The organism is Micromonospora sp. PLK6-60 (assembly GCF_019890675.1).
GTDB lineage: Bacteria > Actinomycetota > Actinomycetes > Mycobacteriales > Micromonosporaceae > Micromonospora.
The window spans coordinates 38610-60870 of the sequence record NZ_JAIOAA010000023.1; the positions used below are offsets into that span (position 1 = coordinate 38610).

The window sequence follows — 22261 nt, forward strand, 5'->3', positions numbered from 1 at the left end:
TGCTAGAAGTCGTCAACACCGGCCTCATGCGGATCGGGTTCGGGTGCGCCGGCCGTGCCCGCTACCGGCCCGAGGCCTGCCCCGCGCGCTGAAGCCATCGCTCGATGGCGGCGAAGTCGGAATCGGTGAGCCCGACCCGTGGGTCCACGCGGTGGAGAAGCGCGGGTCCAGGGTGGTTGGCGGCCACCCAGGCTCGGTCGACGTCGCTGATCTCGTCGTCGACCCACACGAAGGGCCGTCCGGCCGCCCACGCGACCAGGCCCCTGGTCTTCCAGTGCAGCCGCCGGACCGGCGGTTCCTCGTCCTCATCGGGCCAGTCGACGACGGGCAGTTCCGGTAGGCCGATGCGTGGTGCGACGTCCTCGTTAGCGTCGGCCATCCAGGTGGTGGCCCAGACCAGCTCGCATCCGAGTCTGCTGAGCCGCGCACCGTGCGTCGGATCGAGCCTCGACAGGAGGGGGTTGACCGGCTCGTCCCACTGGTCGGTGACGTCGGCCCCGGCCGTCCACCCGCCGGAGTCCCGCGGCGGCCCCCCGCCGATCGGGATGAGCGGTCCGTCCACGTCGAGGAAGAGCAAGGGACGCTCGGCACCAGCGGTCACCGGCGCACGATAGCCATCCCGGCCCCCGCGCATTGTCCCCCGTCGAGTCAGCCAGCGCGATGTGGCGTGAACAGGCCGGGAGCCACAGTGCGCGTGATGGTGACGCACGGGGTGCGCGAGACGCACGGCTTGTCGGACGACATGTACGGACATGTTGTCGCCGACACCGGCGAAGTCGATGGCGGTCGCTACTTCCGGTGCTCGGATCAGGTGATCGTTCCGGAGCCCGGTGTCGGTGCCATGGTGGCAGCGGTTGACGAAATGATCCGTTCCGGCGACATCGAGGTCATGTGCCGCCTGATCGAGGACCGCGGGGCCTAGCTAGGTGTTCTGCCCGGTGCGCAGACCCGTCACGCTCGCGGCGGTGCGGTGGTGGCGGGGTGTCGGGTCACCGCGGATCGGCCGGATCCCACCGATGACTATTCGACCGCGGCGCGGTCTGTCGGGGGACGGTTCAGAATCTGAGGGAGCATCCGATGGGCAAGCTGGTCGTGACGGAGTTCGTGACGCTGGACGGCGTGGCACAGGCGCCGGGGGAGCCGGACGAGGACCGCGAAGGCGGGTTCCGGCACGGCGGGTGGCAGGTGCCGCTGCTGGACGAGGCGTCCGGCTCGGCCATGTTCGCGCAGGCCACCAGCATGGACGCGCTGCTGCTGGGCCGGAAGACCTACGAGATCTTCGCCGCCTACTGGCCGAAGGCACCCGAGGAGATGCCCTTCACCGGCCTGTTGAACCGGGTGCCCAAGTACGTGGCCAGCCGCACCCTGGCCGAGCCGCTCGAGTGGGCGGGTTCGACGCTGGTCGCCGGTGACCTCGCCGAGGGCGTCGCCGCGCTGAAGGACCGCCACGACGAGCTGCACGTGATCGGCAGCCTGGACCTGGTGCAGACGCTGCTGCGGCACGGCCTCGTCGACCGGCTCAACCTGTGGCTCTATCCGGTGGTGCTCGGCAGCGGAAAGCGGGTGTTCGCGGAGGGCGCCGTGCCCGCCGCCCTCCGGCTCACCGAGTCGGTCGCCCACCCCAACGGCACGCTGCAACTGACGTACGAGGCGTCCGGCGCCCCGACCTACGGCGACCTCGCCATCTAGGTTTTCAGTCCCGGTCAGCCGTCGGCGTCGAGCCGGAACACCGGATGGTCCGCCACGTCGGGCAACCGGTCGAAGAAGCGCCGGGACTGCCCGGGCCACTTGGCGCGGTACGCGTCCACGACCAGCTGCCGCTCGTCGAGCGGCAGCTCGGTCGCGTGATATGTGGCGCGGCGCAGTCCCCGGCGGATCGCGCACCGGCCCGCGGCCCGCAGGTTGCGGGTCCACTCGGTGTTGCCCCGCATCGCCACCACGTACCGCCCGCCGCCGTGCTCCAGCAGGTTGACCGGAATCCGCTGGATTCTGCCGGTCCGGCGCCCGGCCACCTCAAGGGTGGTTCCGCCCGCCGCCCGGACGAGCGGATTGAGCACCTTGATCGTGAACCGGTCGGGTCGCCAGTAACGCTGCGCCACCGTCATCACCTCCGCGCATCGACAGGCGGGCTCGTCCACCGGTCGGCGCCCACCGTAGTTCCCGAGGCCAAGTCCCCGGCCGTCCCGCCGACCGCGGGACGGCCGGCGATCGCCCGGATGACGGGGCGGGATCAGTGCGAGGTGGGGCGGTCGCGCTCGACGCGCTGCGCCTCGACCAGCGCGAGACCCAGACAGCCGAGGAAGACCACCGCCACCGCCAGCAGCACGAGCACGCCCCCCAGGTCGTCGCCCGTCTGCCCCAGAACCGGGAACATGGCCACGAACGCCAGCAGCGCGCCGGCGAACCAGGCCGCCACGACGCGCCGCGAGCCCGGCCGCTGACTGTTCCGGCGTCCCCGGAGGTGTCGCCCGAACAGCACGGCCAGCCGCACGAGGAGCGCCGCCGAAGCCACCGCGTAGGCCTGCTGCGCGGCATCCCACCAGCCGAGCAGGTGACAGGCGCCGCCGACCAGCAGGGCGAGCCCGCCCAGCGACGCGGCGCCGAGCCAGGAGTCGTACCAGTTCTTCATGACGCCCCCGATCCGCGCCCGGTCCCGGCGGGGCGGCGCGGGCCGGTTCGCGAGTGGCCACTGTAGTGGGACGGCGCTCACCGGGTGCTCCCCGAACTGTCGGACCGGCCGAGCATGATGACGCGATGGGCACCGAGTACGCCGACACCGACCAGTTCCGGGGCGCTGCCTTCCGGGCCGCCGACCTCACCGGCGCCACCTTCCGCGACTGTGACCTGACCGGCGTCCGGATCGTCAGCTCGGAGATCGCGGACCTGCGGGTCTCCGGGTTCAACGGCACCGCCGGGCGGGTGGTGGTCGACGACGTCGACGTCACCGCGTACGTGTCGGCGGAGCTGGACCGGCGGCACCCGGAGCGGGTGCGGTTGCGGGCGGTCCGGTCGGCCGACGACCACCGGGCGATGTGGGCGCTGGTGGAGCGGCTCTGGGCGGAGACCATCGCCCGCGCCGAGCGCCTGCCGGAGCCGGCCCGGCACGAGCGGGTGGACGACGAGTGGTCGCTGGTGGAGACGCTGCGCCACCTGGTCTTCGCCGCCGACACCTGGGTGGGTCGGATGATCCTCGGCGAGGCGGTGCCGCACCACCGGCTGGCCCTGCCACCGACGGACTATCCGAGCGGCCGCGCCGCGGAGATCGGCGTGGACCTGACCGCTCGGCCGGCGTACGCGGAGGTGCTGGCGCTGCACGCGGACCGGATGGCCCGCACGGGCCGGGTGGTCGCGGACCTCACCGACGCGGAGCTGGACCGGGTCTGCACGGCGGAGCTGGCCCCGGTCTGGGGCACCGAGTCGCACCCGGTCGGTGAGTGCCTGCGGGTGCTGATGACGGAGTGCTGCGCGCACCGCCGCTACGCGGAACGGGACCTGGCAGTGCTGGAGGCCCGCCCAACCTGACCAGACCTCGCCCGCCAGCCGGAGGGAGCCGACTCGCGGCAAGACGCGCCAACCGCCGCCTGGGATACCGCAGTTCACGGCATGACGCCCCAACCTCACCCCCCACCCGCCCCGACTAGGCTGGCGATCATGCGGATTGGCATCGTGATCCTGCCCGACCAGCGGTGGGCGCAGGCGCAGCGGCGGTGGCGGCAGGTCGAGGAGTGGGGTTTCGACCACGCCTGGACGTACGACCACCTGGGCTGGCGGGACCTGGTCGACGGGCCGTGGTTCGACTCGATGGTCACCCTCACCGCGGCGGCCACGGTGACCTCGCGGATCCGGATCGGCACGCTGGTCGCCTCGCCGAACTTCCGGCACCCGGTGGCCTTCGCCCGGCAGCTCACCGCCCTGGATGACATCTCCGACGGCCGGGTGCTGCTCGGCCTCGGCGCCGGCGGGATCGGCTTCGACTCGGCGGTGCTCGGCGGCGAGACGCTGCCGCCGCGGCAGCGGGTGGACCGGTTCGGCGAGTTCACCGAGCTGCTCGACCTGGTGCTGCGCGAGGACGGGACGACCTGGCGGGGCGACTGGTTCGCCGCCGTGGACGCCCGCAACAACCCCGGCTGCGTGCAGCGGCCCCGGGTGCCGTTCGTGGTCGCCGCCAACGGTCCCCGGTCGATGCGGCTGGCCACCCGGTTCGGCCAGGGCTGGGTGACCACCGGCACCGGCGGGGACGACCTGACGAGCTGGTGGGACGGCGTCGGCGAGCTGTGCGGCCGGCTGGACCGGACGCTCGGCGAGGCCGGCCGCGACCCGGCCAGCCTGGACCGTTACCTGTCGCTGGACTCCGCGCCGGAGTTCTCGCTGAGCAGCGCCGACTTCTTCGCCGAGCAGGTGGCCCGGGCGGCGGCCCTCGGCTTCACCGACGTCATCACCCACTGGCCCCGGGCCAGCAGTTGGTACGCGGGTGACGAGGAGGTCCTGGCGGACGTGGCGACCCGGCTGCTGCCGGAGCTGCGCACCCCCTGACCGCGCGCCGACCGGGGTGGTGAGAAGGGCACCCTTCTCTACCGTAGGCGTTAACAAGGGCACCTTCCTTGCACCCTCAGATCAGCTGCCCGGCGTAGCCGGCGGCGGCGAGGACCCGGGCGTCCCCGGTGGCCGCGTGCGAGTCGAGGACCGCGTCGGCGAGCTTGACCACGTGCTCGTCGCCGTGCCGGGCGGCGCGGGCGAACACCTCGGCCGGGTCGGCCGGCCGCACGGCGGGCGCGCCGGACGGGTGCGCCGGCGCGTACACCGCGGTGACGGCGGCGGTGGCCGACCAGGCCGCGGCGAGGCTCGCCGCCCACCGCGCCGGGTCGAGGGCCGGCAGGGTCCGCAGCACCGCGGTGGGCGCGGTGACCGCGTGCACCAGCATCACCGGGTTCTCGTGGCCGAACCGCAGGTAGTCCAGGCTCGCCCGGTGCACCAGCGCGGTCAGCCCCCGCTGCGCGTCGGCCGGGGTCCGCGCCGGGCGCGGGGCCGTTAGGGCGTGCGACCAGTGGGGTACGTCGGGCAGCCGGCCCAGCCGGTCGCCGATGCCGCCGGTCCGGTCGGGCAGCCGGGGCAGCGAGTCCAGCGCGTCGACCAGGTCCGTCCGGCCGGTGAGCGGCCCGGCGCCCGGCACCGGTTGCCAGCGGGCGGCCCAGTAGCCGAGCGCCTGGGCCAGTTCGGTGCGCCGGTCCGGGCTCGCGCCGTCCCCGCCGTCGAGGAGGGCGCGGACGGCGTGGCCGACCCGGATCACGCCGTGCGTGGCACCGGCGGCGATGCCCGGCAGCAGCCGGGGCCACCAGGTGCCGAGCACCTCGCGCCAGGGCCGTTCGCGCAGTTCGCGCGCGAAGTAGCCGAGCCAGTCACCGGCCCGCTTCGGGTCGCCGAGCGCCGCCCGCCAGTCGTCGATTGGCCGCAGGCCGCGTGGCGCGTCGTCGAGCCGCTTCAGGTACGCGTCGAGCCAGCGGTGCACCCGGCCGTCGTGCCCGTGCCGCACCAGCGCCTCCACCGCCATCGGCCCGTGGTTGGAGAGCCAGCCCTCGAACTCCGGCCCGGTGTGGTGCAGCCGCCGGTACGCCTCGTCCAGAATCCCCGTGTCCATGCCCCCATCGTGAAACCTCAACCTTCGTGGAGGTCAATGGGTGGCCCGGGTGGGCAGCCGCGCGGCGTCGAGCAGGGCGTGCAGCCGCAGCTCGGCGGCGGTCTCCGGCGGGCAGTCGCGGACCACCACGGCGGTGCCCAGCACCTCGGCGCCCCGGGCGGCGCAGATGGCGTGCGTGGCGCGGACCTGGGCGCCGGTGGTCAGCCAGTCGTCAACGACCAGCACCCGGTCGCCGGGGCGCAGGTCGTGGTCGCGTACGCCCAGCCGGACCCGGCGCCCCCGGAAGTCCGGCCGGCTCTGCGCCCAGCTCACCGGCCCGGCGGGCAGCCGGCCGTCGCCGGCCTTGTAGGCCGGCGCGAAGCCCACGCCGAGCGCGGTGGCCGCCAGTGGGCCGAGGATCAGCCCGGTCACCGCCGGGGCGACGACCACCGTCGGCCGGGCGGCCCGGAACGGCGCCACCAGCGCCGGCCCGAGCCCGGCCAGCACCTCGGGGTCGCGCCACCAGCCGGCGACGTCGCTGACCAGGTGGTCGCTGGTCGGGCCGGGGTCGATCCAGCGGAACAACGCGACGAGGCGTTCGCTCAGCTCAGCGGGCACGGCCCCATCCTGCGGCACGGCGGGCGGCCGGCGCGACGCGGCCCGACCGGCCCACCTCGACTCGGATGATCGGCTACACGTATAGCTGTAAATCGGGCTATACCACCATGATCACGTTGACTTCGGAAGTACTTCTCTCGTTACGGTCCGATCTCGGTTCACCCGATCGACGAAAGGACCAGGTCAGTGACGGGTAGGCACACCCTGCGCAACCGCTTCTTCTCCTCGCCGAGCGGTATCGCCGCCACCGCGGCGGTCGGTGTCGCGCTCGCGGTCGGTGGGACCGTCGGTGCCGTCCAGCTGACCGCCGGCGAGGCGACCACCCCGCCCGTGCTCGACGCCGCCCCGCCGGCCAGCACCTCGGCCGCACCGAGCCCCTCGCTCAGCCCCACCCTCTCGCCCAGCCCCACCGTCTCGCCGAGCGCCAGCCCATCGCCGAGCGCCACCGCGACCGCCACTCCGAAGGCCACCCGGTCCGCGCAGGCGGCGTCGCGGGGCAAGGCCCGGACGGCCAGCCCGAAGCCGACCGCGACCCGGACCGCCAGCCCGAAGCCGACCGCCGCGAAGAAGACGGCGGCCGTGGTCGACAGCGGCACCTGCGGCGCGTCGTTCTACGACGAGGGGCAGATGACGGCGAACGGCGAGACCTTCGACCCGAGCGCGCTGACCGCCGCGCACAAGACCCTGCCGTTCAACACCAAGGTCCGGGTCACCAACCCGGACAACGGCAAGTCGGTCACCGTACGGATCAACGACCGCGGCCCGTACATCGACGGGCGCTGCATCGACCTGTCCCGCGCCGCGTTCGCGGCGATCGCCTCGGTCGACCTCGGCGAGCTGACCGTGAAGTACGAGGTGCTCGGCTGATCGGCGGGGCGGGCGTCGACCGGCGGCCGGCCTGGTCCCGTCGGCCAGAACACGCTCGGACGTCAGGGCAGGTTCATGCCACGGTTCATTTTCTTCAGGCATGCTGTCCGGTGTACGCATGCAGCCCCTTCGGTCGGGCGGTAGCCCGCTGACCCCCGGATCCCGCGCCGGCCTCGGCGCGGCCCTCGGGCTGCTCGCGATCGTCTCCGCCGTCGAGGCGGCCGACGGCCGCCCGGTGCACTACGTCGCGCTGATGGTGGCCACCCCGTTCCTGGCCGCCGCGCTGGCGTCCTGGCGGGTGGTGCTCGGCGTGGGCGCGGCGGCCACCCTCACCGGTGCCGGCTTCGCCCTGGCCGAGCCGGAGATGTCACTGGTCACCGCGATCAACGTGGCCGGCATCGCGCTGGCCACCGCGGTCGCCGCCGGGGTCGCCGCGGTACGCCAGCGCCAGGCCGAGCAGATCGCCCAGCTGTCCAAACTGGCCACGGTGGCCCAGCAGGCGGTGCTGCGCCCGTTCGGCCCCCGGGTCGGCTCGCTGGCGGTGGCCGCCCGATACATCTCCTCCACCGCCACCGCCGAGATCGGCGGCGACCTGTACGAGGCGATGGACACCCCGTACGGCGTCCGCATGATCATCGGTGACGTACGCGGCAAGGGGCTGGACGCGGTCCGGCTGGCCAGCATCGTGCTCGGCTCCTACCGGCACGTGGCGTACGAGCGCTCCGACCTGCGGGCGGTGGTCACCGACCTGGACCGGGCGGTGGCCCGCAACGTCGGCGACGAGGACTTCGTCACCGCCGCGCTGGTCGAGGAGCGGGGCGGGACGCTCACCATCGTCAACTGCGGCCACCCGCCGCCGCTGCTGTTGCGCCGCGGGGCGGTCATCCCGCTGGAGCCGCCGGCCCCGGCCCCGCCGTTGGGCTTCATGCCGGTGGTCCGGCCCCGGGTCGAGCGGCTGGAGCCGGGTGACCGGCTGCTGCTGTTCACCGACGGCCTCGGCGAGGCCCGCCGGGACGGCGAGTTCTTCCCGACCGCCGACCGGGCCTGGCGGCTGCTCGGCCACGGCACGGTCGCCGACGGGCTGGCCTCCCTGGAGACCGCGCTGGTCGAGTGGGTGCACGGCCGGCTCGACGACGACATCGCGCTGGTCCTGATGGAATACACCGGCTCGCGTGCCGCCACCCCGGCGGCCGTCCCGAGCTGGGAGGTCGGCGCGGCGGAGGCGTGATGGCGGCGGGGACGCCGTCCGGCGAACCGCAGGTGTGTAATTGCCATCACTTCGGTGATCGGGTTGTCGCTGCCTACCGGTGAGTAATACAGTCTGGGTTACTGATCGGTAACACCTGTCCGGAAGCGGGGCCAGCGAGCATGACCCACTACAAGAGCAACGTTCGGGACCTCGAGTTCAACCTGTTCGAGGTCTTCGGGGCGGACCGGACGTTCGGCCACGAGCCGTACACGGACCTGGATGTCGACACCGCCCGTAGCTTCCTCTCCGAGGTCGACCGCCTGGCCCGCGAGGACCTGGCCGCCAGCTACCTGGACAGCGACCGCAACCCGCCGGTCTTCGACCCCGCGACGCACACCGCGCCGCTGCCGGAGTCGTTCAAGAAGTCCTACCGCGCGTTCATGGACTCCGAGTTCTGGCGGCTCGACCTGCCCGAGGCCCTCGGCGGCACGAACGCCCCGCGCGCCCTCTGGTGGTCGCTGGCCGAGCTGGTGCTCGGCGCCAACGCCCCGGTCTGGATGTACGCCTCCGGCCCGTCCTTCGCGCACGTGCTGCACGTGGAGGGCACCGAGGAGCAGCAGAAGTGGGCCCGGCTCTTCATCGACAAGCAGTGGGGCTCGACCATGGTGCTGACCGAGCCGGACGCCGGCTCGGACGTCGGCGCGGGGCGCACCCGGGCCGTGCAGCAGCCGGACGGCTCGTGGCACATCGAGGGCGTCAAGCGCTTCATCACCTCCGGTGAGCACGACCTGAGCGACAACATCGTGCACTACGTGCTGGCCCGCCCGGTCGGCGTCGAGGGCGCCGGCGGCCCCGGCACCAAGGGCCTGTCCCTGTTCGTGGTGCCGAAGTACCACTTCGACGCCGAGACCGGTGAGCTGGGCGAGCGCAACGGCGTCTACGCCACAAACGTCGAGCACAAGATGGGCCTGAAGGTCTCCAACACTTGCGAGGTGACCTTCGGCGAGCACGGCGTACCGGCCAAGGGCTGGCTGCTGGGCGAGAAGCACGACGGCATCCGGCAGATGTTCATGATCATCGAGTACGCCCGGATGATGGTCGGCACCAAGGCGATCGCCACCCTCTCCACCGGCTACCTGAACGCCCTGGAGTACGCCAAGAACCGGGTGCAGGGCGCCGACCTGATCCAGCAGGCCGACAAGACCGCGCCGCGGGTGACCATCACCCACCACCCCGACGTGCGCCGTTCCCTCATGCTCCAGAAGTCGTACGCCGAGGGGCTGCGGGCGCTGGTCTGCTACACCGCCGGCTGGCAGGACAAGGTCGCCATCGCCGAGGCGGCCGGCGACGAGAAGGCCACCAAGCTGGCCAAGCGGGTAAACGACCTGCTGCTTCCGCTGGTCAAGGGCGTCGGCTCCGAGCGGGCGTACGAGCTGCTCGGCCACGAGTCGCTGCAGACGTACGGCGGCTCCGGCTTCCTCCAGGACTACCCGCTGGAGCAGTACGTCCGGGACGCCAAGATCGACACCCTGTACGAGGGCACCACCGCGATCCAGAGCCTCGACCTGATCTTCCGGAAGATCGTCCGGGACAACGGCAAGGCCCTGCTGGCGGTCGCCGGCGAGATCCAGGAGCACATCGCCTCCGAGGCGGGCAACGGCCAGCTCAAGGAGGAGCGGCAGGCGCTCGGCAAGGCGCTCGCCGAGGTGCAGAACATCCTCGGCGTGATGACCGGCTGGCTGGGCGAGGCCCAGGCCGGCGACGCCCGGGCGCTCTACAAGGTCGGCCTGAGCAGCCGTCGCTTCCTGCTCGCCCTCGGCGACGTGGTGGTCGGCTGGCTGCTGCAGAAGCAGGCGGACGTCGCGCTGAAGGCCCTGGCCGGCGAGGTGTCCGCCGCCGACAAGGCGTTCTACACCGGCAAGGTGGCCGCCGCCCGGTTCTTCGCCCGCGAGGTGCTGCCCCGCATCGGCTCCGACCGGCGGATCATCGAAGGCACCGACCTCGACCTGATGGACCTCCCAGAAGAGGCCTTCTGATCCCTTTGGGGCGATCATCCCAGTCTGACCCACAGCGGCCGGCGAGCATGCGCTCGCCGGCCGCTGGTGTCCGCCTGCAAGATCGCGCTGAATCCTGGTTGTAGTGGTCTCGCTGCGCCTACAAGGCCACTACAACCAGGATTCAGCGCGGATCATGGCGGGCCCCCTGTCGAAGATGACAGCGGAGCGGTGGGGGGCGGAGCGGTGACGGGCCGAATTGCGCGGGCCGAATTGCGCGGGCCGGGTCGGGTAGGCGTGCCGCCTGGCGGGTAACCGTCACGGACACGTCAGGGGCACGCCCAAGGGCCACCGCACGGGGGAGTGCAGCGCACATGGGCATTGGCAGCGCCATCTTTCTCATCGCGCTCGGCGCGATCATGACCTTCGCCATCCGGGCCAACGTCTGGTGGCTGGACCTGCGCGCGGTCGGCTGGGTGTTCATCCTGGCCGGGCTGGCGGTCCTGCTCACCACGCTGTGGTTCTGGCAGGACCGGCGCAAGCGGGCACGCACGCTGATCGTGGAGGAGAACCGGCTCTCCCACCCGACGGCGATGATGCCGCCGCCACCGGACCCGCCGCCGCCGACCGCCCCACCCTCCTGAGTCGGCCACCGCGCGGGCCAGGCCCGGTGGGGCCGACCGCCCTCCTGAGCCGGCCACGGCACGGGTCCGGCCCGGTGGGGCCGACCGCTCCGCCCTCCTGAGCCGCCGGAAGTGTTAAGCGGGGGCCCCTGCTCTACTAAATGCGTTAACAGGGGGCCCCTCCTTACACCTCAGCCGCGGGCGGTGTGGCGGGTGGTGATGGGGGCGGCGCCGGGGGTGAGGTCCGGCCAGGGGGAGGTCGGGCGGTGGATCACCAGGTCGGTGGTGCGCAGGCCGTCCGGATCGGCCCGTTCCGGGTCGAGCAGGGCGGAGAGCAGCGAGATGCCCGGGTTGTGGGCGACCAGCAGCACGGTGCGGGCCGCCGGGTCGACCGTCCGGAGCAGGGCCAGCAGGTCCTCGGGGCCGGCCTCGTACGCGGCGGCCTCGTAGCGCACCGCCGGGGCCGAGCCCGCCGGGCCGCCCTCCGGCGGCGAGCCGGTCATGCCCAGCGCGACGTCGTGCCAGGTCTGCCGGGTGCGCCGGGCCGGCGAGCAGAGCACCACGTCGGGCAGCAGGCCGTGCCGGGCCAGCCAGGCTCCGGCGGCGGCAGCGTCGGCGTGTCCGCGCGCGCTGAGCCGGCGCTCCGCGTCGGGCGAGGAATCGGGCGGTTCGGCCTTGGCGTGCCGCAGGAGCACCAGGCTCCGCTCCCCGGCTGTCCGGTCCGTCATGGCCACAGCTTGCCTGATTGGCGATCACAGCGCCTGGGTATGTCGATGCGTGCCGCTACCTCATCCATGGCCGCGGCGGTAGGAAACGCCAGCTGAACGCCAAGGAGGCGACGTCATGGGCATCGGTGCCAGCATCTTCCTGATCGCGCTGGGCGCGATCTTCGCGTTCGCCATCGACGCCGACCTGGGATGGCTCAACGTCAACGTGGTCGGCTGGGTGCTGATGCTCGCCGGCCTGGTCGGGCTGCTGACCACCCTCTACTTCTGGAACCGCCGGCGCGCCGTGGTCGCCGCGCCGGTGCGCGAGCGGGTGGTCGCCGACCCGGTGGTGCCGGTGCAGGACGACCGGGTGGTCCGCGAGGAGTACCGCGAGGTTCGCCGCCCGGGCCGTACGGTCTGAGCGCGCTCTCGCCCAGGGACGTGGGGGGCTCCGCAACGGCGCGGGGCCCCCTGCCTGTGCCCGGGGCCGGACGGGGCCGGGCCGGCGGGCCTCAGGCGAACAGCGCGAAATAGATCGCGATGTGGTGGCAGATCGCGGCGATCAGGGTGCAGGCGTGGAAGAACTCGTGGTGGCCGAAGACGGTCGGCCAGGGGTTCGGCTTGCGTAGGGCGTAGAACACCGCACCCACGCTGTAGAGCGCGCCGCCGACCGCGAGCAGCACCAGGGCGGTGACCCCGCCGCCGCGCAGGATCTGCGGCAGCATCGCCACCGACACCCAGCCGAGGGCGAGGTAGAGCGGCGCGGAGACCCAGCGGGGGGCGTGCGGCCAGATCAGCTTCACCGCCACCCCGGCCAGCGCGCCGCCCCAGACCACGGCCAGCATGAGGGTGGCCGGCCCGCGGTCGAGCAGCAGCGCGCAGAGCGGCGTGTACGTGCCGGCGATGAACACGAAGATCATCGAGTGGTCCAGCCGGCGCATGATCTGGTAGCCGCGCTCGGACCACACCCGGCGGTGGTAGAGCGCGCTGGTGCCGAAGAGCCCGCACACGGTCACGCTGTAGATCAGGCAGCTGACCAGCGGGGCCCAGCCGGGACGGGTGGCGGCGATCGCGCAGAGCACGATGCCGCAGGCGAGGGCGACGAAGAACGCGTACGTGTGCAGCCAGCCGCGCATCCGCGGTTTACCGATGTCGACCGGCTTGAGCCGCAGCGGCGCAGAGGTGGTCACCTAGACAGGTTACGACACCGTAGGTTACTTGCAAGTAGTGTGTGCGCTCACGGTGCCGGGGATTCCCGGACCGCCCCCGGATCGGCCACCATGGCGGGGTGCGGATCCGGCCCGTCGGCGCGTACGCGCTGCTGCTCGAATGCGACGACCCCGACCAGGTGGAGGGGTGGCGGGCCGAGCTGTGCCGGCGCCGGGCGGCCGGCGAGCTGAGCGCCGAGGAAATCGTCCCGGCCGCGCGTACCGTCCTGCTCGACGGGGTGGACCCGGCCGCGGTGGCCCGGCTCGTCGCCGGCTGGACGCCGGCGCCGCCGACCGCCACGCCGACCGTCGGCGAGGTCGAGGTCCCCACCGTGTACGACGGCGCGGACCTGCCCGTCGTCGCCGGGCACTGGGGGGTGCCGGTGCCGGAGGTGGTGCGGCGGCTGCGGCGTACCGACTTCCGGGTGGCGTTCTGCGGGTTCGCGCCCGGCTTCGGCTACCTCACCGGGCTGCCGGCGGAGCTGGCCGTGCCCCGGCTGGCCACCCCCCGACCCCGGGTGCCGGCCGGCTCGGTGGCGCTCGCCGGCCCGTACGCGGGCATCTATCCGAGCGCCTCACCGGGCGGCTGGCTGCTGGTCGGCCGGACCACGCTGCCGCTGTTCGACGTGCACGCCGACCCGCCCGCCCGGCTCACCCCCGGCACCCGGGTCCGGCTGGTGCCGGCATGAGCCGGTCCGCCGCCGTCGAGGTGCTCCGGGCCGGCGCGCTGACCACCGTGCAGGACCAGGGCCGCCCCGGCTGGGCGCACCTCGGCGTACCCCGGTCGGGCGCGCTCGACCCGGCCGCGCTGCGGCTGGCGAACCGGCTGGTCGGCAATCCCGAGCCGGCCGCCGGCCTGGAGGTCACCCTCGGCGGCTGCGTGCTGCGCTTCACCTCCGCGACCACGGTGGCGGTGACCGGCGCGGACACCGAACTGTGGGTGGACGACCGGCCGGCGGACGTCGGCCGGCCGCTCTCCGTGCCCGCCGGCGCGGTGCTGCGGATCGGGCCGCCCCGGGCCGGGCTGCGCAGCTGGCTGGCCGTGGCGGGCGGGATCGCCGTCGAGCCGGTGCTCGGCAGCCGCTCCGCCGACACCCTCTCCGGGCTCGGCCCGCCCCCGGTCCGCGACGGCGACCGGCTGGCCCTCGGCCCGCCCGCCGGCGGCCCCGCGCCGGTGGACGTCACGCCGGGCTGGACGCCGCCGGCGGAGCTCCGGCTGCGGCTGCGCCTCGGCCCCCGCGACGACTGGTTCACCCCGGCCGCCGTGCACCGGCTGCTGCACAGCCCGTACACCGTCGGTCCGCTCAGCAACCGGATCGGCGTACGCCTGGAAGGTCCCGCGCTGCCCCGCGCGGTCGGCGGCGAGCTGCCCAGCGAGGGCCTGGTGCTCGGCGCGGTGCAGGTCCCGGCGGACGGTCGGCCGCTGGTCTTCCTGGCCGACCACCCGACCACCGGCGGCTACCCGGTCATCGGGGTGGTCGCGGACGTGACAGCGCTCGCGCAGGCCCGGCCGGGGACTACGGTGAGGTTCCATGGACCTGAACGCTGACCTCGGCGAGGGCTTCGGCATCTGGCGGCTCGGTGACGACGAGGCGCTGCTGGACCTGATCACCTCGGCGAACGTGGCCTGCGGGTTCCACGGCGGCGACCCGTCCACCATGCGCCGGGTCAGCGCCGCCGCGGCCGAGCGGGGAGTGGCCGTCGGCGCCCAGGTCGGCTACCGGGACCTGGCCGGCTTCGGCCGCCGGCACATCGCGTACGCCTTCACCGACCTGCGCGACGAGGTCACCTACCAGCTCGGCGCCCTGGACGCGTTCTGCCGGCTGGCCCGCACCCGGGTCCGCTACCTGAAGCCGCACGGTGCCCTCTACCACGCGGCGGCGGTGGACGAGTCGCAGGCGGCGGCCCTGGTCGCCGCGGTCAGCGGGTACGACGAGGAACTGCCGATCCTCTGCGCGCCCGGCTCGACGCTGGCGCAGCTCGCGGTCGGCGCCGGCCTGCGGGTGGTCGCCGAGGGCTTCGCCGACCGGGGCTACCTGCCCAACGGCTCGCTGGTGCCCCGGACCGCCCCCGGCGCGCTGGTCGCCGACCCGGAGGAGGTGGCCGTCCGGGCGGTCCGGATGGCCACCGAGCACACCGTGGTGGCGGTCGACGGCAGCGTGATCCCCTGCCAGGTCGAGTCGGTCTGCCTGCACGGAGACAGCCCCGGCGCGGTGGCCGCGGCGGAGCTGGTCCGCGCGGCACTGCTCGACGCGGGCGTCACCCCGAAGCCGTTCGCCTGAGCCGGGCCCGGATCCCGGGCCCGACCGGCCGTCAGGCGTCCATGCCCCGCAGCACCAGCGGCACCCGGGTCGCCCCACCGTCGACCACCCGCACCGGCACCCCCCAGTCCTGCCGGGTCAGGTGGCAGGCGGCGTGCTCGACGTCCGCGTCGCAGGTGGCCGCCTGGGCGGTCACCTGGAGCACCCCCGAGGGCACCGAGCCGTCGATGACCAGCCGGCGGGACAGGTCGGTGGTCGTCCCGGCCCCCTCCCGCAGCAGCTCCGGCGGCGAGGCCGAGACCACCAGCCGGGTGGACGGGCCGTACGTGTCGTCCAGCTTCTGGCCGGGCGCCGGGGTGAAGATGACGTCCAGGGTCAGCTCGCCCGCCGCCACGTCGGTGGGCTTGCGCTCCAGCTTGTGCCGGGGCCCGTCCACGGTGCTGGCGCCGGCGGCGTCCAGCGCCCCCGGGGCCAGCCGGGTGAGCCGGTGGGCGGCCGACTCGACCACCAGCACCCCGCCGTCGTCGGTGAGCACCAGGTCGCTCGGCTCGGCCAGGCCGTCCGCCACCGTGCCGACCTGCTCGGTCCCGGGATCGTAGCGGCGCACCGCACCGTTGTAGGTGTCCGCGATCAGCACCGAACCGTCGGGCAGCGCGCAGACCCCGAGCGGGTGCTGGAGCAGCGCCCGGTCGGCCGGCCCGTCGACGTGACCGAAGTCGAACAGCCCCTGCCCGACGGCCGTGAACATCGTCCCGTTCTCGACGTACCGGACGGCGCTGGTCTCGCTGTCGGCGACCCAGAGCCGGGTGCCGTCGGCGCTTACCGACAGCCCGGACGGCTGGGCCATCCACACCTCGGCCAGCGGACCGTCGCGCAGCGCCTCCACAGTGGTGCCGGCGTACATCCCGGCGGTCCGCTTGATCGGGTCGAACCACCAGAGCTGGTGGATGCCGGCCATCGCGACGACGACCCTGTCGTCGTACCAGGCCAGGTCCCAGGGGGAGGAGAGGTCGACGGAGAGCGCGTCGTGCGCGTGGTCGTCGACGGTGGACCGCCACTGCCGGCCGGTGCCGGCCACGGTGACCACCTCGCCGGTGGCGAGCTTCACCCCGCGCAGCAGGTGGTTGACGGTGTCCGCGACGACCAGGTCGTAGCCGGCCACCTCGGCGGCGTGCCGGGGCAGCAGGCAGAGCCCCTGCGGCTCGGCGAAGGTGGCCGCCTCGGCCGGGCCGTCGGCGCGCCCCCGGGCGCCGGAGCCGATCCGGCGGACCAGCCGCTCGCCGTCCGGCGCCAGCTCCGCCAGGGAGTGCCGGGCCGAGTCGGAGACCAGCAGGTTGCCGCCGTCGAGCAGCACGGCCTTGCCCGGGAAGCGCAGCGCCGTGTCCGGTTCCGCCGGCGGGACGTACGGGCCGTCGCCCCGGTGCAGCGTGCCCTTGGCCTGGTGCGTCTCGATCAGCTCGTCGATCAGCCGGGCCAGCCCCTCGGCGTGCCCCTCGCCGGCCATGGTGGCCACCACGTAGCCCTCCGGATCCACCACCGACAGGGTCGGCCAGGCCTTGGCGGCGTACTGCTGCCACATGTCCAGCTCGGGATCGTCGAGGACGGGGTGGTGCACGCCGTACCGCTCCACGGCGGCGGCCAGCGCCGCCGGGTCCTTCTCGTGCTCGAACTTGGGCGAGTGCACGCCGACGACGACCAGCACGTCGCCGTACTTCTCCTCCAGCGGGCGCAGCTCGTCGAGCACGTGCAGGCAGTTGATGCAGCAGAAGGTCCAAAAATCGAGCAGAAGGATCTTTCCGCGCAGGTCGGAAAGCTTCAGGTCCCGCCCGCCGGTGTTCAGCCAGCCCCGACCGCGCAGCTCGGGTGCCCGTACTCGTGCGCTCATGTCCTCAGTCTGCCGGACGGACCGCCCCGCGCGACCCGGCACGGCAGCGGTCTCGATCACAGCCGGAACGCCGACGGCGGGGCCACGGAACTCCGTGACCCCGCCGTCGGGAGGTGGAACTATTTGGCGGCGGCCTTCTTCAGGCAGAGCACCCGGTCGGCGCCCTCGCCGGGCAGCACCACGTGCGGCTGGCCCGGGTCGGCGCACTTGTCCTTGCTGGCGACCCGCGCCACCACCTTGAACGCGTCGGCGTCGGCGCAGTCCGCGGTCGCGGCACCCGAGCCGGACTGCTTGACGCAGGAGCCGACGGCCGGGTTGAAGGACGCCGGCTTCGGGGCGTCGTCCCCGCCGATCTTGCCGAGCAGGGCGAGCAGGCCGAGCGGGACCGCGAGGATCAGCGCCGCGGCCAGCAGCACCAGGGCCAGCACCCGGCCGTTGCGCACCTTGGGGGCGGGCTGCTCCGGCTGCGCCTCGGCGGCTTCCGGCTTGAACGAGTCGAACCGCCCCTGCTCGGGCTCGGGCGGGGCGCCCCAGGCCGGGCCGGGCTGCTGCGCGCCGGGGAAGGCGGGCGGGAAACCCCCCTGGTGGTGCTGCTGGTCCCCGACCGGCGGCTGGCCGTACGGCTGGGTGCCGTCGACCGGCGCGGCGGCCCGGTACGGGTCACCGGGGCGCTCGTCGGCGTGCGGGCGTACCCCGTTCACCGGCCGGTTGTCGCCGGCCGGGTCGGTGAAGCTCGGCATGCCGGGCGGGAAGGCCGGCGGGGCGGGCGGTCCGGCCGGCACGGCCGCCGCGGCGGCGTACGCCCGTGCGGCCGGCGGCCGGGCCTGGTCGTCGAAGCGCGGCTGCCCACCGTGCTCGTGGCCCGACTCGCCCTGCCCCGGCTCGTCGTCCGGCTCCGGACGGGCGGGCCGGCCGTACACCCGGGGCTGCGGCGGCGGGGTGCCGCCCGGCAGCGGATCGTCGGCCGGCGGCAGCACTCGGCTGGCCATCGGCACCGAGGCGCTGCCGGAGGCGCTGGCCGACGCGCCACCCTCCGGCCCGGGCACCGAGGCCCGGCCGGCCGAGCCGGCCTCCGGCGAGGTACGCGGACCCGGCACCACCGGGGCGGCGGGAGACTGCGGCTCGTCCCGGGACAGCTCCTGGCCGGGCCAGCCGGCCTGGTCGTTCGGGTGGCCCGGGCCGGCGTCGTCGCGGCCGGGCTGCTCGAAGGGGTTGTACTGGGCGGGCTGCTGGTAGTCGGCCGGCGGCGCGGCGGCGAGGCTCGCCCCCGGCACCCGCTGCTCCTGCGGCGGCAACGGCACCGCGTTGGCGGCGGAGATGCCCGGTGCCGGTCCCGGCTGGTAGGCCGGCGGCTCGTCGGCCCGGCGTGCCTCCCACCCGTTGTCGGCGGCCGGCTCGGCCTCCTGGCGGCCCCATGCCGCACCGGGGGCCCACGGCTCGACCTCCGCGGCGGTGGGCTGGGCGGGCCGCTCGGCGCCCCACTGCCCGCCGCCGTCCCCGGCCGGTCCGCCCCAGGCGGGTGGACCGTCGTTGCCGGCGACCGCCGCGGCGGCCCGGACCGGCGGCGCGGACGTCGGTTCCGGCTGCGTCCAGCCGGTGGCTTCGGGGCGCTCGGCCGGCGGTGACCCGGCGGCCCAGCCGCCCGAGGTCGCCGAGTCGTCCTGCGCCGCGCCGTCCCAGCCGCCGGAGCGGCCGGCGTCGTCCTGCCGGGCGTCGGCGGCCCAGCCGCCGGACCGCGCCGGGTCCTGTTCGTGGGCGTCGGCGGACCAGCCGCCGGACCGGGCCGGCTCCTCATCGCGGGCGTCGGCGGTCCAACCGCCGGATCGCGCCGGGTCCTGTTCGCGGGCGTCGGTGGACCAGTCACCCGAGCGCGGGTCCTCGTCGCGGGCGTCGGCCGGCCAACGGCCGCCGGAGTCGGGAGCGGCGTTGCCGGTCCAGCCGCCGGAGCGGGCCGGATCTTCCTGCCCGGCCGCCCAGCCGCCGGAGGTGGCGGCCTCGTCGCGCTCGTCGTTGGGGCGCCAACCGCCGGACCGCTCCGGGTCGTCCGACCCGGCGTCCGGCGCGGGCTGCGGCACCTGGGCGGCGCCGCGGGCGGCGGGTTGGGCCTGCGGCCAGGCGGCCGGGGCCACCTCGGCCGGCTGCCCCCACGCCGGTTGGTCGTCCTGCCGCGCCTCGGCGGGCCAGCCGCCGGAGCGGGCGGCGTCGTCCTGCCGGGCCTCGGCGGGCTGCTCCCAGCCGCCGGACCGGGCCGGGTCGTCCTGGCTGGTGGCGCCCGGCCAGCCGCCGGAGCGGGCCGCCTCGTCGGGGGCGGCGTTCCAGCCGCCCGGTTGCGCCGGTTCGGCCTGCGGGGTGGGCGCCGGCCAGCCGCCGGAGCGGGCGGCGTCGTCCTGTCGGGCCTCGGCGGGCCAGCCGCCGGAGCGGGCGGCGTCGTCCTGCGCGCCGGCCGGCTGCTCCCAGGCGCCCGACTGTGCCGGCTCGGCCTGCGGGGTGGGCGCCGGCCAGCCGCCGGAGCGGGCCGGGTCCTCGGAGGTGGCCGGCCAGCCGCCGGACTGGGCGGCGTCGTCCGGCCCGGTCCAGGTGCCGGGGGCCGGGTTGGCGGGCGACGGCACCTGGGCCGCGCCGCGGGCGGCGGGCTGGGTCTGGGGCCAGGCGGGCGGGGCCGGCTCGGCCTGCTGCGCCCAACCCGGCTGACCCTGGTCGGCGGCCGGCGGGCCACCGGCCGCCCAGGCGCCGGTCTGCTCCTGCTGGCTGGCCCAGGCGGCCTGGGAGGTGCCACCGGCGGGCCCCCAGGTGCCGGGCTGGGCCGGCGCGGCGGCCGGAACCGAGGCCGAGCCCCAACTCGCGGTGGCGGGAGGCTGGTCGTTCTGCGCGGCCCAGGCCGGGGCCGGCGACTGCGGCTGGTTGCCCGGGGGTGGAGGTGCCCAGCCCAGGTCTGGCGCGGACCCGTAGGGAGAGTTCTGCTGCGCGGGGCGATCGCCGTACGGCGCCGGTCCGCCGGCGCCCGGCGACACCTCGTCCGGCTCCTGGCCGGGGCGGTGCGGGCCCTCGGACGTCATGGGTGCGCCTCCTCCATCACATGTCGGCCACCGATGCCGCCCGGTCGGGTCGGCATGGCACCGGCGTCGCCGGCGGTTCCGGCCGTGCGGGCTCCCCGCACCGTATCCGGTGGCCGCGCGGACCGTCCGGGGACCATCGGGTCGTCACTCCGGGTCACCGGTCGGTGTCGAGCGGCATCTATCCGCTCGGTGTGCTCCGTCCGGCGGCGGGGTGGCGGCCGAGCCCCACCGTACCGGTCGGTGCGCCAGGGTGGAATCCCGGGTGAAACGCCGACGACCCGCCCGGTGCGGCCGGGCGGGTCGTCGATCTGGAGGAGGGAGAAAAGTGTGTGGCGTCAGCTCATGTGACGCTGGGCGATCGCGATCAGTTCCTCGCGGACCGCGGGCGAGTTGGCGGAACGCAGCGCGTGCTCGATGGCACGGGCCCGGCGGTTGGCGTCACGGCGGGTGCGGATGCGCTGGATCATGCTCATGGTGGTTCTCTCCTCCTGGCTTATTCGGTTGTCAGCCCCTTGATGTCTCTATTTAAGCGCACCGAGCCGCCGATCGCCATCGATTATTAGGTGAGCTGAGCCACGTGCCTAAGGATCGTAGGTCAAGAGGGGTGTTGCGCCGAGGTTTTCTTCGCCCAACGGCAACGGCCGGTGTGCCGGGCGTTCACCCGTGACACACCGGCCGTTGCCGGAGCGGTGGACCCGTCAGGTCCAGGCGAGCAGCGCCGCCTCCGGGTCGGCGAGGAAGTCGCCGACGTCGCGCAGGAACTTCGACCCCAGCTCACCGTCGATGATCCGGTGGTCGAAGGAGAGGCCGAGCGTGGTGACCTGGCGCGGCTTGACCTTGCCCTTGTGCACCCACGGCATCTCGCGGACCGCGCCGAAGGCCAGGATCGCCGACTCGCCCGGGGGCAGGATCGGCGTACCGGTGTCGACGCCGAAGACACCGACGTTGGTGATGGTCAGCGTGCCGCCGGACATGTCCGCCGGGGAGGTCTTCCCCGACTTCGCGGTCTGCACCAGACCGGTCATCGCGTCCGCCAGTTCGCGCAGCGACAGCCGGCCGGCGTCCTTGATGTTCGGCACGATCAGGCCGCGCTCGGTGGCCGCCGCGATGCCCAGGTTGACGTAGTCCTTCACCACGATCTCGTCGCCGGCCCAGGTCGAGTTGACCATCGGGTGCCGCTTGACCGCCAGCAGCACCGCCTTCGCCACCAGCAGCAGCGGCGAGACCCGCACGTCGCGCCACTCCCGCCGCTCGCGGAGCCGGTCCAGCGCCTTCATCGCCCGGGTCACGTCGACGGTCAGGAACTCCGTCACGTGCGGGGCGGTGAACGCCGAGCGGGCCATGTTCTCGGCGGTGAGCTTGCGTACCCCCTTGACCGGGATCCGCTGCTCGCGGTCCGCGCCGAAGGCCGCCGAGGCCGTGACCGGCGCGACCACCGTCAGCGGCTCGGCCGCCGCCGGGGTCCCGCTCGCCGCCCGCTGTACGTCCTCCCGGGTGATCGAGCCCAGCGGCCCCGACCCGCTCAGCGCGCCCAGATCGACCCCAAGATCCTTGGCCAGCTTGCGCACCGGCGGCTTGGCCAACACCGGGCCGCCCCCGTTGCGTCGATCATGGACCTGTGGTGCCGGAATCGCGGTGGTTGCGGGCGTTCTGCCCCCCGCCACAACTCCATGATCGACGGGCGTGGGGGGCGTGGGCGGGGTGGGCGGGGTGGCCTGGGGCGGGGTGGCCTGGGGCGGGGTGGGCGGGGGTGGGGTGGTTTGGGTTGGGGCGGCTGCCTTGCGGGGGCGGCGCTTGGCCGCGGTGGTGCGCGGGCCGTAGCCGACCAGGACGGCCGTGCGCCCGCCCGGGGCGGCCCCGCCGATCAGGCCCGGCTCGACCATGCCCTCCTCGGGCGCGATCTCGACCGCCGCCAGCGAGGCCGCCGACGGGGTGGGCAGCGCGGCGTCCGGCGCGCCGGTCGTCGACTCCTCGATCGGCCCGGCGCCCGGGTCGGTGTCGATCGCGATGATCGGCGTGCCGACCTCGATCGTGCTGCCCTCCGGGTGGAAGATCGACCGCACCTGGCCGGCCCACTTCGCCGGGATCTCGACGGCCGCCTTGGCCGTCTCCACCTCGACGATCGGCTGGTTCAGCTCGATGACGTCGCCCTCCTTGACCAGCCAGGCGAGGATCTCGCCCTCGGTCAGGCCCTCGCCCAGGTCGGGGAGGTTGAACTCCTTGATCCGCGACATGCCGC

Annotated in this window: 23 protein-coding genes; 12 read left to right on the top strand and 11 right to left on the bottom strand. The window is 74.5% G+C overall.

Annotated features, from left to right (window positions below):
* Window positions 1–61 precede the first annotated feature (61 nt).
* The gene (locus K7640_RS27460; protein WP_222957827.1) at window positions 62–634 is read right to left on the bottom strand and encodes an HAD domain-containing protein; all 573 of its coding nucleotides are present in this window, start codon (window positions 632–634) and stop codon (window positions 62–64) included.
* Window positions 635–688: 54 nt separating this feature from the next.
* Between K7640_RS27460 and K7640_RS27465 the strand changes: the two genes are divergently transcribed.
* Both K7640_RS27465 and K7640_RS27470 read left to right on the top strand, forming a co-directional pair.
* The gene (locus K7640_RS27465; protein ID WP_222957828.1) at window positions 689–922 is read left to right on the top strand and encodes a hypothetical protein; all 234 of its coding nucleotides are present in this window, start codon (window positions 689–691) and stop codon (window positions 920–922) included.
* A 155-nt stretch (window positions 923–1077) separates the two neighbouring features.
* Window positions 1078–1689: a dihydrofolate reductase family protein gene (locus K7640_RS27470; protein WP_222957829.1), complete on the top strand. Its 612-nt coding sequence runs from the start codon at window positions 1078–1080 to the stop codon at window positions 1687–1689.
* Between the two features lie 14 nt (window positions 1690–1703).
* On the opposite strand, the gene K7640_RS27475 is transcribed toward K7640_RS27470, so the two are convergent.
* Complete coding sequence (locus tag K7640_RS27475) at window positions 1704–2099, bottom strand: nitroreductase family deazaflavin-dependent oxidoreductase (RefSeq protein WP_222957830.1); 396 nt, start codon at window positions 2097–2099, stop codon at window positions 1704–1706.
* A gap of 131 nt (window positions 2100–2230) precedes the next feature.
* Complete coding sequence (locus K7640_RS27480; protein WP_222957831.1) at window positions 2231–2629, bottom strand: hypothetical protein; 399 nt, start codon at window positions 2627–2629, stop codon at window positions 2231–2233.
* A 125-nt stretch (window positions 2630–2754) separates the two neighbouring features.
* On the opposite strand from K7640_RS27480, the gene K7640_RS27485 reads away from it, so the two are divergent.
* Both K7640_RS27485 and K7640_RS27490 read left to right on the top strand, forming a co-directional pair.
* On the top strand, window positions 2755–3522 hold the full coding sequence (locus tag K7640_RS27485; RefSeq protein ID WP_222957832.1) for a DinB family protein: 768 nt from the start codon (window positions 2755–2757) through the stop codon (window positions 3520–3522).
* Window positions 3523–3603: 81 nt separating this feature from the next.
* Window positions 3604–4533 carry an LLM class flavin-dependent oxidoreductase gene (locus K7640_RS27490; protein WP_255610058.1) on the top strand — a complete coding sequence of 310 codons (930 nt, stop codon included), beginning with the start codon at window positions 3604–3606 and terminating at the stop codon, window positions 4531–4533.
* A gap of 76 nt (window positions 4534–4609) precedes the next feature.
* Here the strand turns inward: K7640_RS27490 and K7640_RS27495 are convergent, their stop codons facing one another.
* On the bottom strand, window positions 4610–5635 hold the full coding sequence (locus tag K7640_RS27495; RefSeq protein WP_222957834.1) for a questin oxidase family protein: 1026 nt from the start codon (window positions 5633–5635) through the stop codon (window positions 4610–4612).
* Window positions 5636–5668: 33 nt separating this feature from the next.
* Window positions 5669–6232 (bottom strand): phosphoribosyltransferase family protein, encoded by a 564-nt coding sequence (locus K7640_RS27500; protein ID WP_222957835.1) that lies wholly within the window; start codon window positions 6230–6232, stop codon window positions 5669–5671.
* 186 nt (window positions 6233–6418) lie between these two features.
* Between K7640_RS27500 and K7640_RS27505 the strand changes: the two genes are divergently transcribed.
* From K7640_RS27505 to K7640_RS27520, 4 genes are all read left to right on the top strand, one after another.
* Window positions 6419–7099, top strand: a complete 681-nt coding sequence (locus K7640_RS27505; RefSeq protein WP_222957836.1) for a septal ring lytic transglycosylase RlpA family protein — start codon at window positions 6419–6421, stop codon at window positions 7097–7099.
* Between the two features lie 100 nt (window positions 7100–7199).
* Window positions 7200–8327, top strand: a complete 1128-nt coding sequence (locus K7640_RS27510; protein WP_222957837.1) for a PP2C family protein-serine/threonine phosphatase — start codon at window positions 7200–7202, stop codon at window positions 8325–8327.
* 140 nt (window positions 8328–8467) lie between these two features.
* Window positions 8468–10324 (top strand): acyl-CoA dehydrogenase, encoded by a 1857-nt coding sequence (locus K7640_RS27515; protein WP_222957838.1) that lies wholly within the window; start codon window positions 8468–8470, stop codon window positions 10322–10324.
* A gap of 332 nt (window positions 10325–10656) precedes the next feature.
* Window positions 10657–10926, top strand: coding sequence for a DUF6458 family protein (locus K7640_RS27520; protein ID WP_132390535.1), 270 nt, complete (start codon window positions 10657–10659; stop codon window positions 10924–10926).
* A gap of 170 nt (window positions 10927–11096) precedes the next feature.
* Here the strand turns inward: K7640_RS27520 and K7640_RS27525 are convergent, their stop codons facing one another.
* Window positions 11097–11633, bottom strand: a complete 537-nt coding sequence (locus K7640_RS27525) for a histidine phosphatase family protein (RefSeq protein WP_222957839.1) — start codon at window positions 11631–11633, stop codon at window positions 11097–11099.
* A 115-nt stretch (window positions 11634–11748) separates the two neighbouring features.
* Between K7640_RS27525 and K7640_RS27530 the strand changes: the two genes are divergently transcribed.
* A complete protein-coding gene (locus K7640_RS27530) occupies window positions 11749–12033 on the top strand; it encodes a DUF6458 family protein (RefSeq protein WP_222957840.1) in 285 nt (94 codons plus the stop codon).
* A 91-nt stretch (window positions 12034–12124) separates the two neighbouring features.
* On the opposite strand, the gene K7640_RS27535 is transcribed toward K7640_RS27530, so the two are convergent.
* The gene (locus tag K7640_RS27535) at window positions 12125–12802 is read right to left on the bottom strand and encodes a hemolysin III family protein (protein WP_222957841.1); all 678 of its coding nucleotides are present in this window, start codon (window positions 12800–12802) and stop codon (window positions 12125–12127) included.
* Window positions 12803–12900: 98 nt separating this feature from the next.
* On the opposite strand from K7640_RS27535, the gene K7640_RS27540 reads away from it, so the two are divergent.
* Genes K7640_RS27540 through K7640_RS27550 form a run of 3 tightly spaced genes read left to right on the top strand, consistent with a single transcriptional unit; the run spans window position 12901 to window position 15102 of the window.
* Window positions 12901–13509 carry an allophanate hydrolase subunit 1 gene (locus K7640_RS27540; protein WP_222957842.1) on the top strand — a complete coding sequence of 203 codons (609 nt, stop codon included), beginning with the start codon at window positions 12901–12903 and terminating at the stop codon, window positions 13507–13509.
* Window positions 13506–14369: a biotin-dependent carboxyltransferase family protein gene (locus K7640_RS27545; protein WP_222957843.1), complete on the top strand. Its 864-nt coding sequence runs from the start codon at window positions 13506–13508 to the stop codon at window positions 14367–14369. The genes K7640_RS27540 and K7640_RS27545 overlap by 4 nt, the downstream gene beginning before the upstream one ends.
* A complete protein-coding gene (locus K7640_RS27550; protein WP_222957844.1) occupies window positions 14353–15102 on the top strand; it encodes a LamB/YcsF family protein in 750 nt (249 codons plus the stop codon). The genes K7640_RS27545 and K7640_RS27550 overlap by 17 nt, the downstream gene beginning before the upstream one ends.
* 31 nt (window positions 15103–15133) lie before the next feature.
* On the opposite strand, the gene K7640_RS27555 is transcribed toward K7640_RS27550, so the two are convergent.
* The 4 genes from K7640_RS27555 to K7640_RS27570 form a co-directional block, all read right to left on the bottom strand.
* Window positions 15134–16966 (bottom strand): NHL domain-containing thioredoxin family protein, encoded by a 1833-nt coding sequence (locus K7640_RS27555; protein ID WP_222957845.1) that lies wholly within the window; start codon window positions 16964–16966, stop codon window positions 15134–15136.
* A gap of 119 nt (window positions 16967–17085) precedes the next feature.
* Complete coding sequence (locus tag K7640_RS27560; protein ID WP_222957846.1) at window positions 17086–20022, bottom strand: hypothetical protein; 2937 nt, start codon at window positions 20020–20022, stop codon at window positions 17086–17088.
* A 335-nt stretch (window positions 20023–20357) separates the two neighbouring features.
* Complete coding sequence (locus tag K7640_RS27565) at window positions 20358–20495, bottom strand: hypothetical protein (protein ID WP_222957847.1); 138 nt, start codon at window positions 20493–20495, stop codon at window positions 20358–20360.
* Window positions 20496–20720: 225 nt separating this feature from the next.
* Window positions 20721–22256 carry a dihydrolipoamide acetyltransferase family protein gene (locus K7640_RS27570; protein WP_222957859.1) on the bottom strand — a complete coding sequence of 512 codons (1536 nt, stop codon included), beginning with the start codon at window positions 22254–22256 and terminating at the stop codon, window positions 20721–20723.
* Between the last annotated feature and the right edge of the window lie 5 nt (window positions 22257–22261).

Coding starts and splice junctions, on each gene's coding strand:
- K7640_RS27470 (WP_222957829.1), top strand. CDS start 1,078: ATGGGCAAGCTGGTCGTGACGGAGTTCGTGACGCTGGACGGCGTGGCA.
- K7640_RS27490 (WP_255610058.1), top strand. CDS start 3,604: ATGACGCCCCAACCTCACCCCCCACCCGCCCCGACTAGGCTGGCGATC.
- K7640_RS27495 (WP_222957834.1), bottom strand. CDS start 5,635: ATGGACACGGGGATTCTGGACGAGGCGTACCGGCGGCTGCACCACACC.
- K7640_RS27560 (WP_222957846.1), bottom strand. CDS start 20,022: ATGACGTCCGAGGGCCCGCACCGCCCCGGCCAGGAGCCGGACGAGGTG.
- K7640_RS27530 (WP_222957840.1), top strand. CDS start 11,749: ATGGGCATCGGTGCCAGCATCTTCCTGATCGCGCTGGGCGCGATCTTC.
- K7640_RS27570 (WP_222957859.1), bottom strand. CDS start 22,256: ATGTCGCGGATCAAGGAGTTCAACCTCCCCGACCTGGGCGAGGGCCTG.
- K7640_RS27480 (WP_222957831.1), bottom strand. CDS start 2,629: ATGAAGAACTGGTACGACTCCTGGCTCGGCGCCGCGTCGCTGGGCGGG.
- K7640_RS27460 (WP_222957827.1), bottom strand. CDS start 634: ATGCGCGGGGGCCGGGATGGCTATCGTGCGCCGGTGACCGCTGGTGCC.
- K7640_RS27515 (WP_222957838.1), top strand. CDS start 8,468: ATGACCCACTACAAGAGCAACGTTCGGGACCTCGAGTTCAACCTGTTC.
- K7640_RS27510 (WP_222957837.1), top strand. CDS start 7,200: ATGCTGTCCGGTGTACGCATGCAGCCCCTTCGGTCGGGCGGTAGCCCG.
- K7640_RS27520 (WP_132390535.1), top strand. CDS start 10,657: ATGGGCATTGGCAGCGCCATCTTTCTCATCGCGCTCGGCGCGATCATG.
- K7640_RS27565 (WP_222957847.1), bottom strand. CDS start 20,495: ATGAGCATGATCCAGCGCATCCGCACCCGCCGTGACGCCAACCGCCGG.
- K7640_RS27525 (WP_222957839.1), bottom strand. CDS start 11,633: ATGACGGACCGGACAGCCGGGGAGCGGAGCCTGGTGCTCCTGCGGCAC.
- K7640_RS27555 (WP_222957845.1), bottom strand. CDS start 16,966: ATGAGCGCACGAGTACGGGCACCCGAGCTGCGCGGTCGGGGCTGGCTG.
- K7640_RS27545 (WP_222957843.1), top strand. CDS start 13,506: ATGAGCCGGTCCGCCGCCGTCGAGGTGCTCCGGGCCGGCGCGCTGACC.
- K7640_RS27485 (WP_222957832.1), top strand. CDS start 2,755: ATGGGCACCGAGTACGCCGACACCGACCAGTTCCGGGGCGCTGCCTTC.
- K7640_RS27550 (WP_222957844.1), top strand. CDS start 14,353: ATGGACCTGAACGCTGACCTCGGCGAGGGCTTCGGCATCTGGCGGCTC.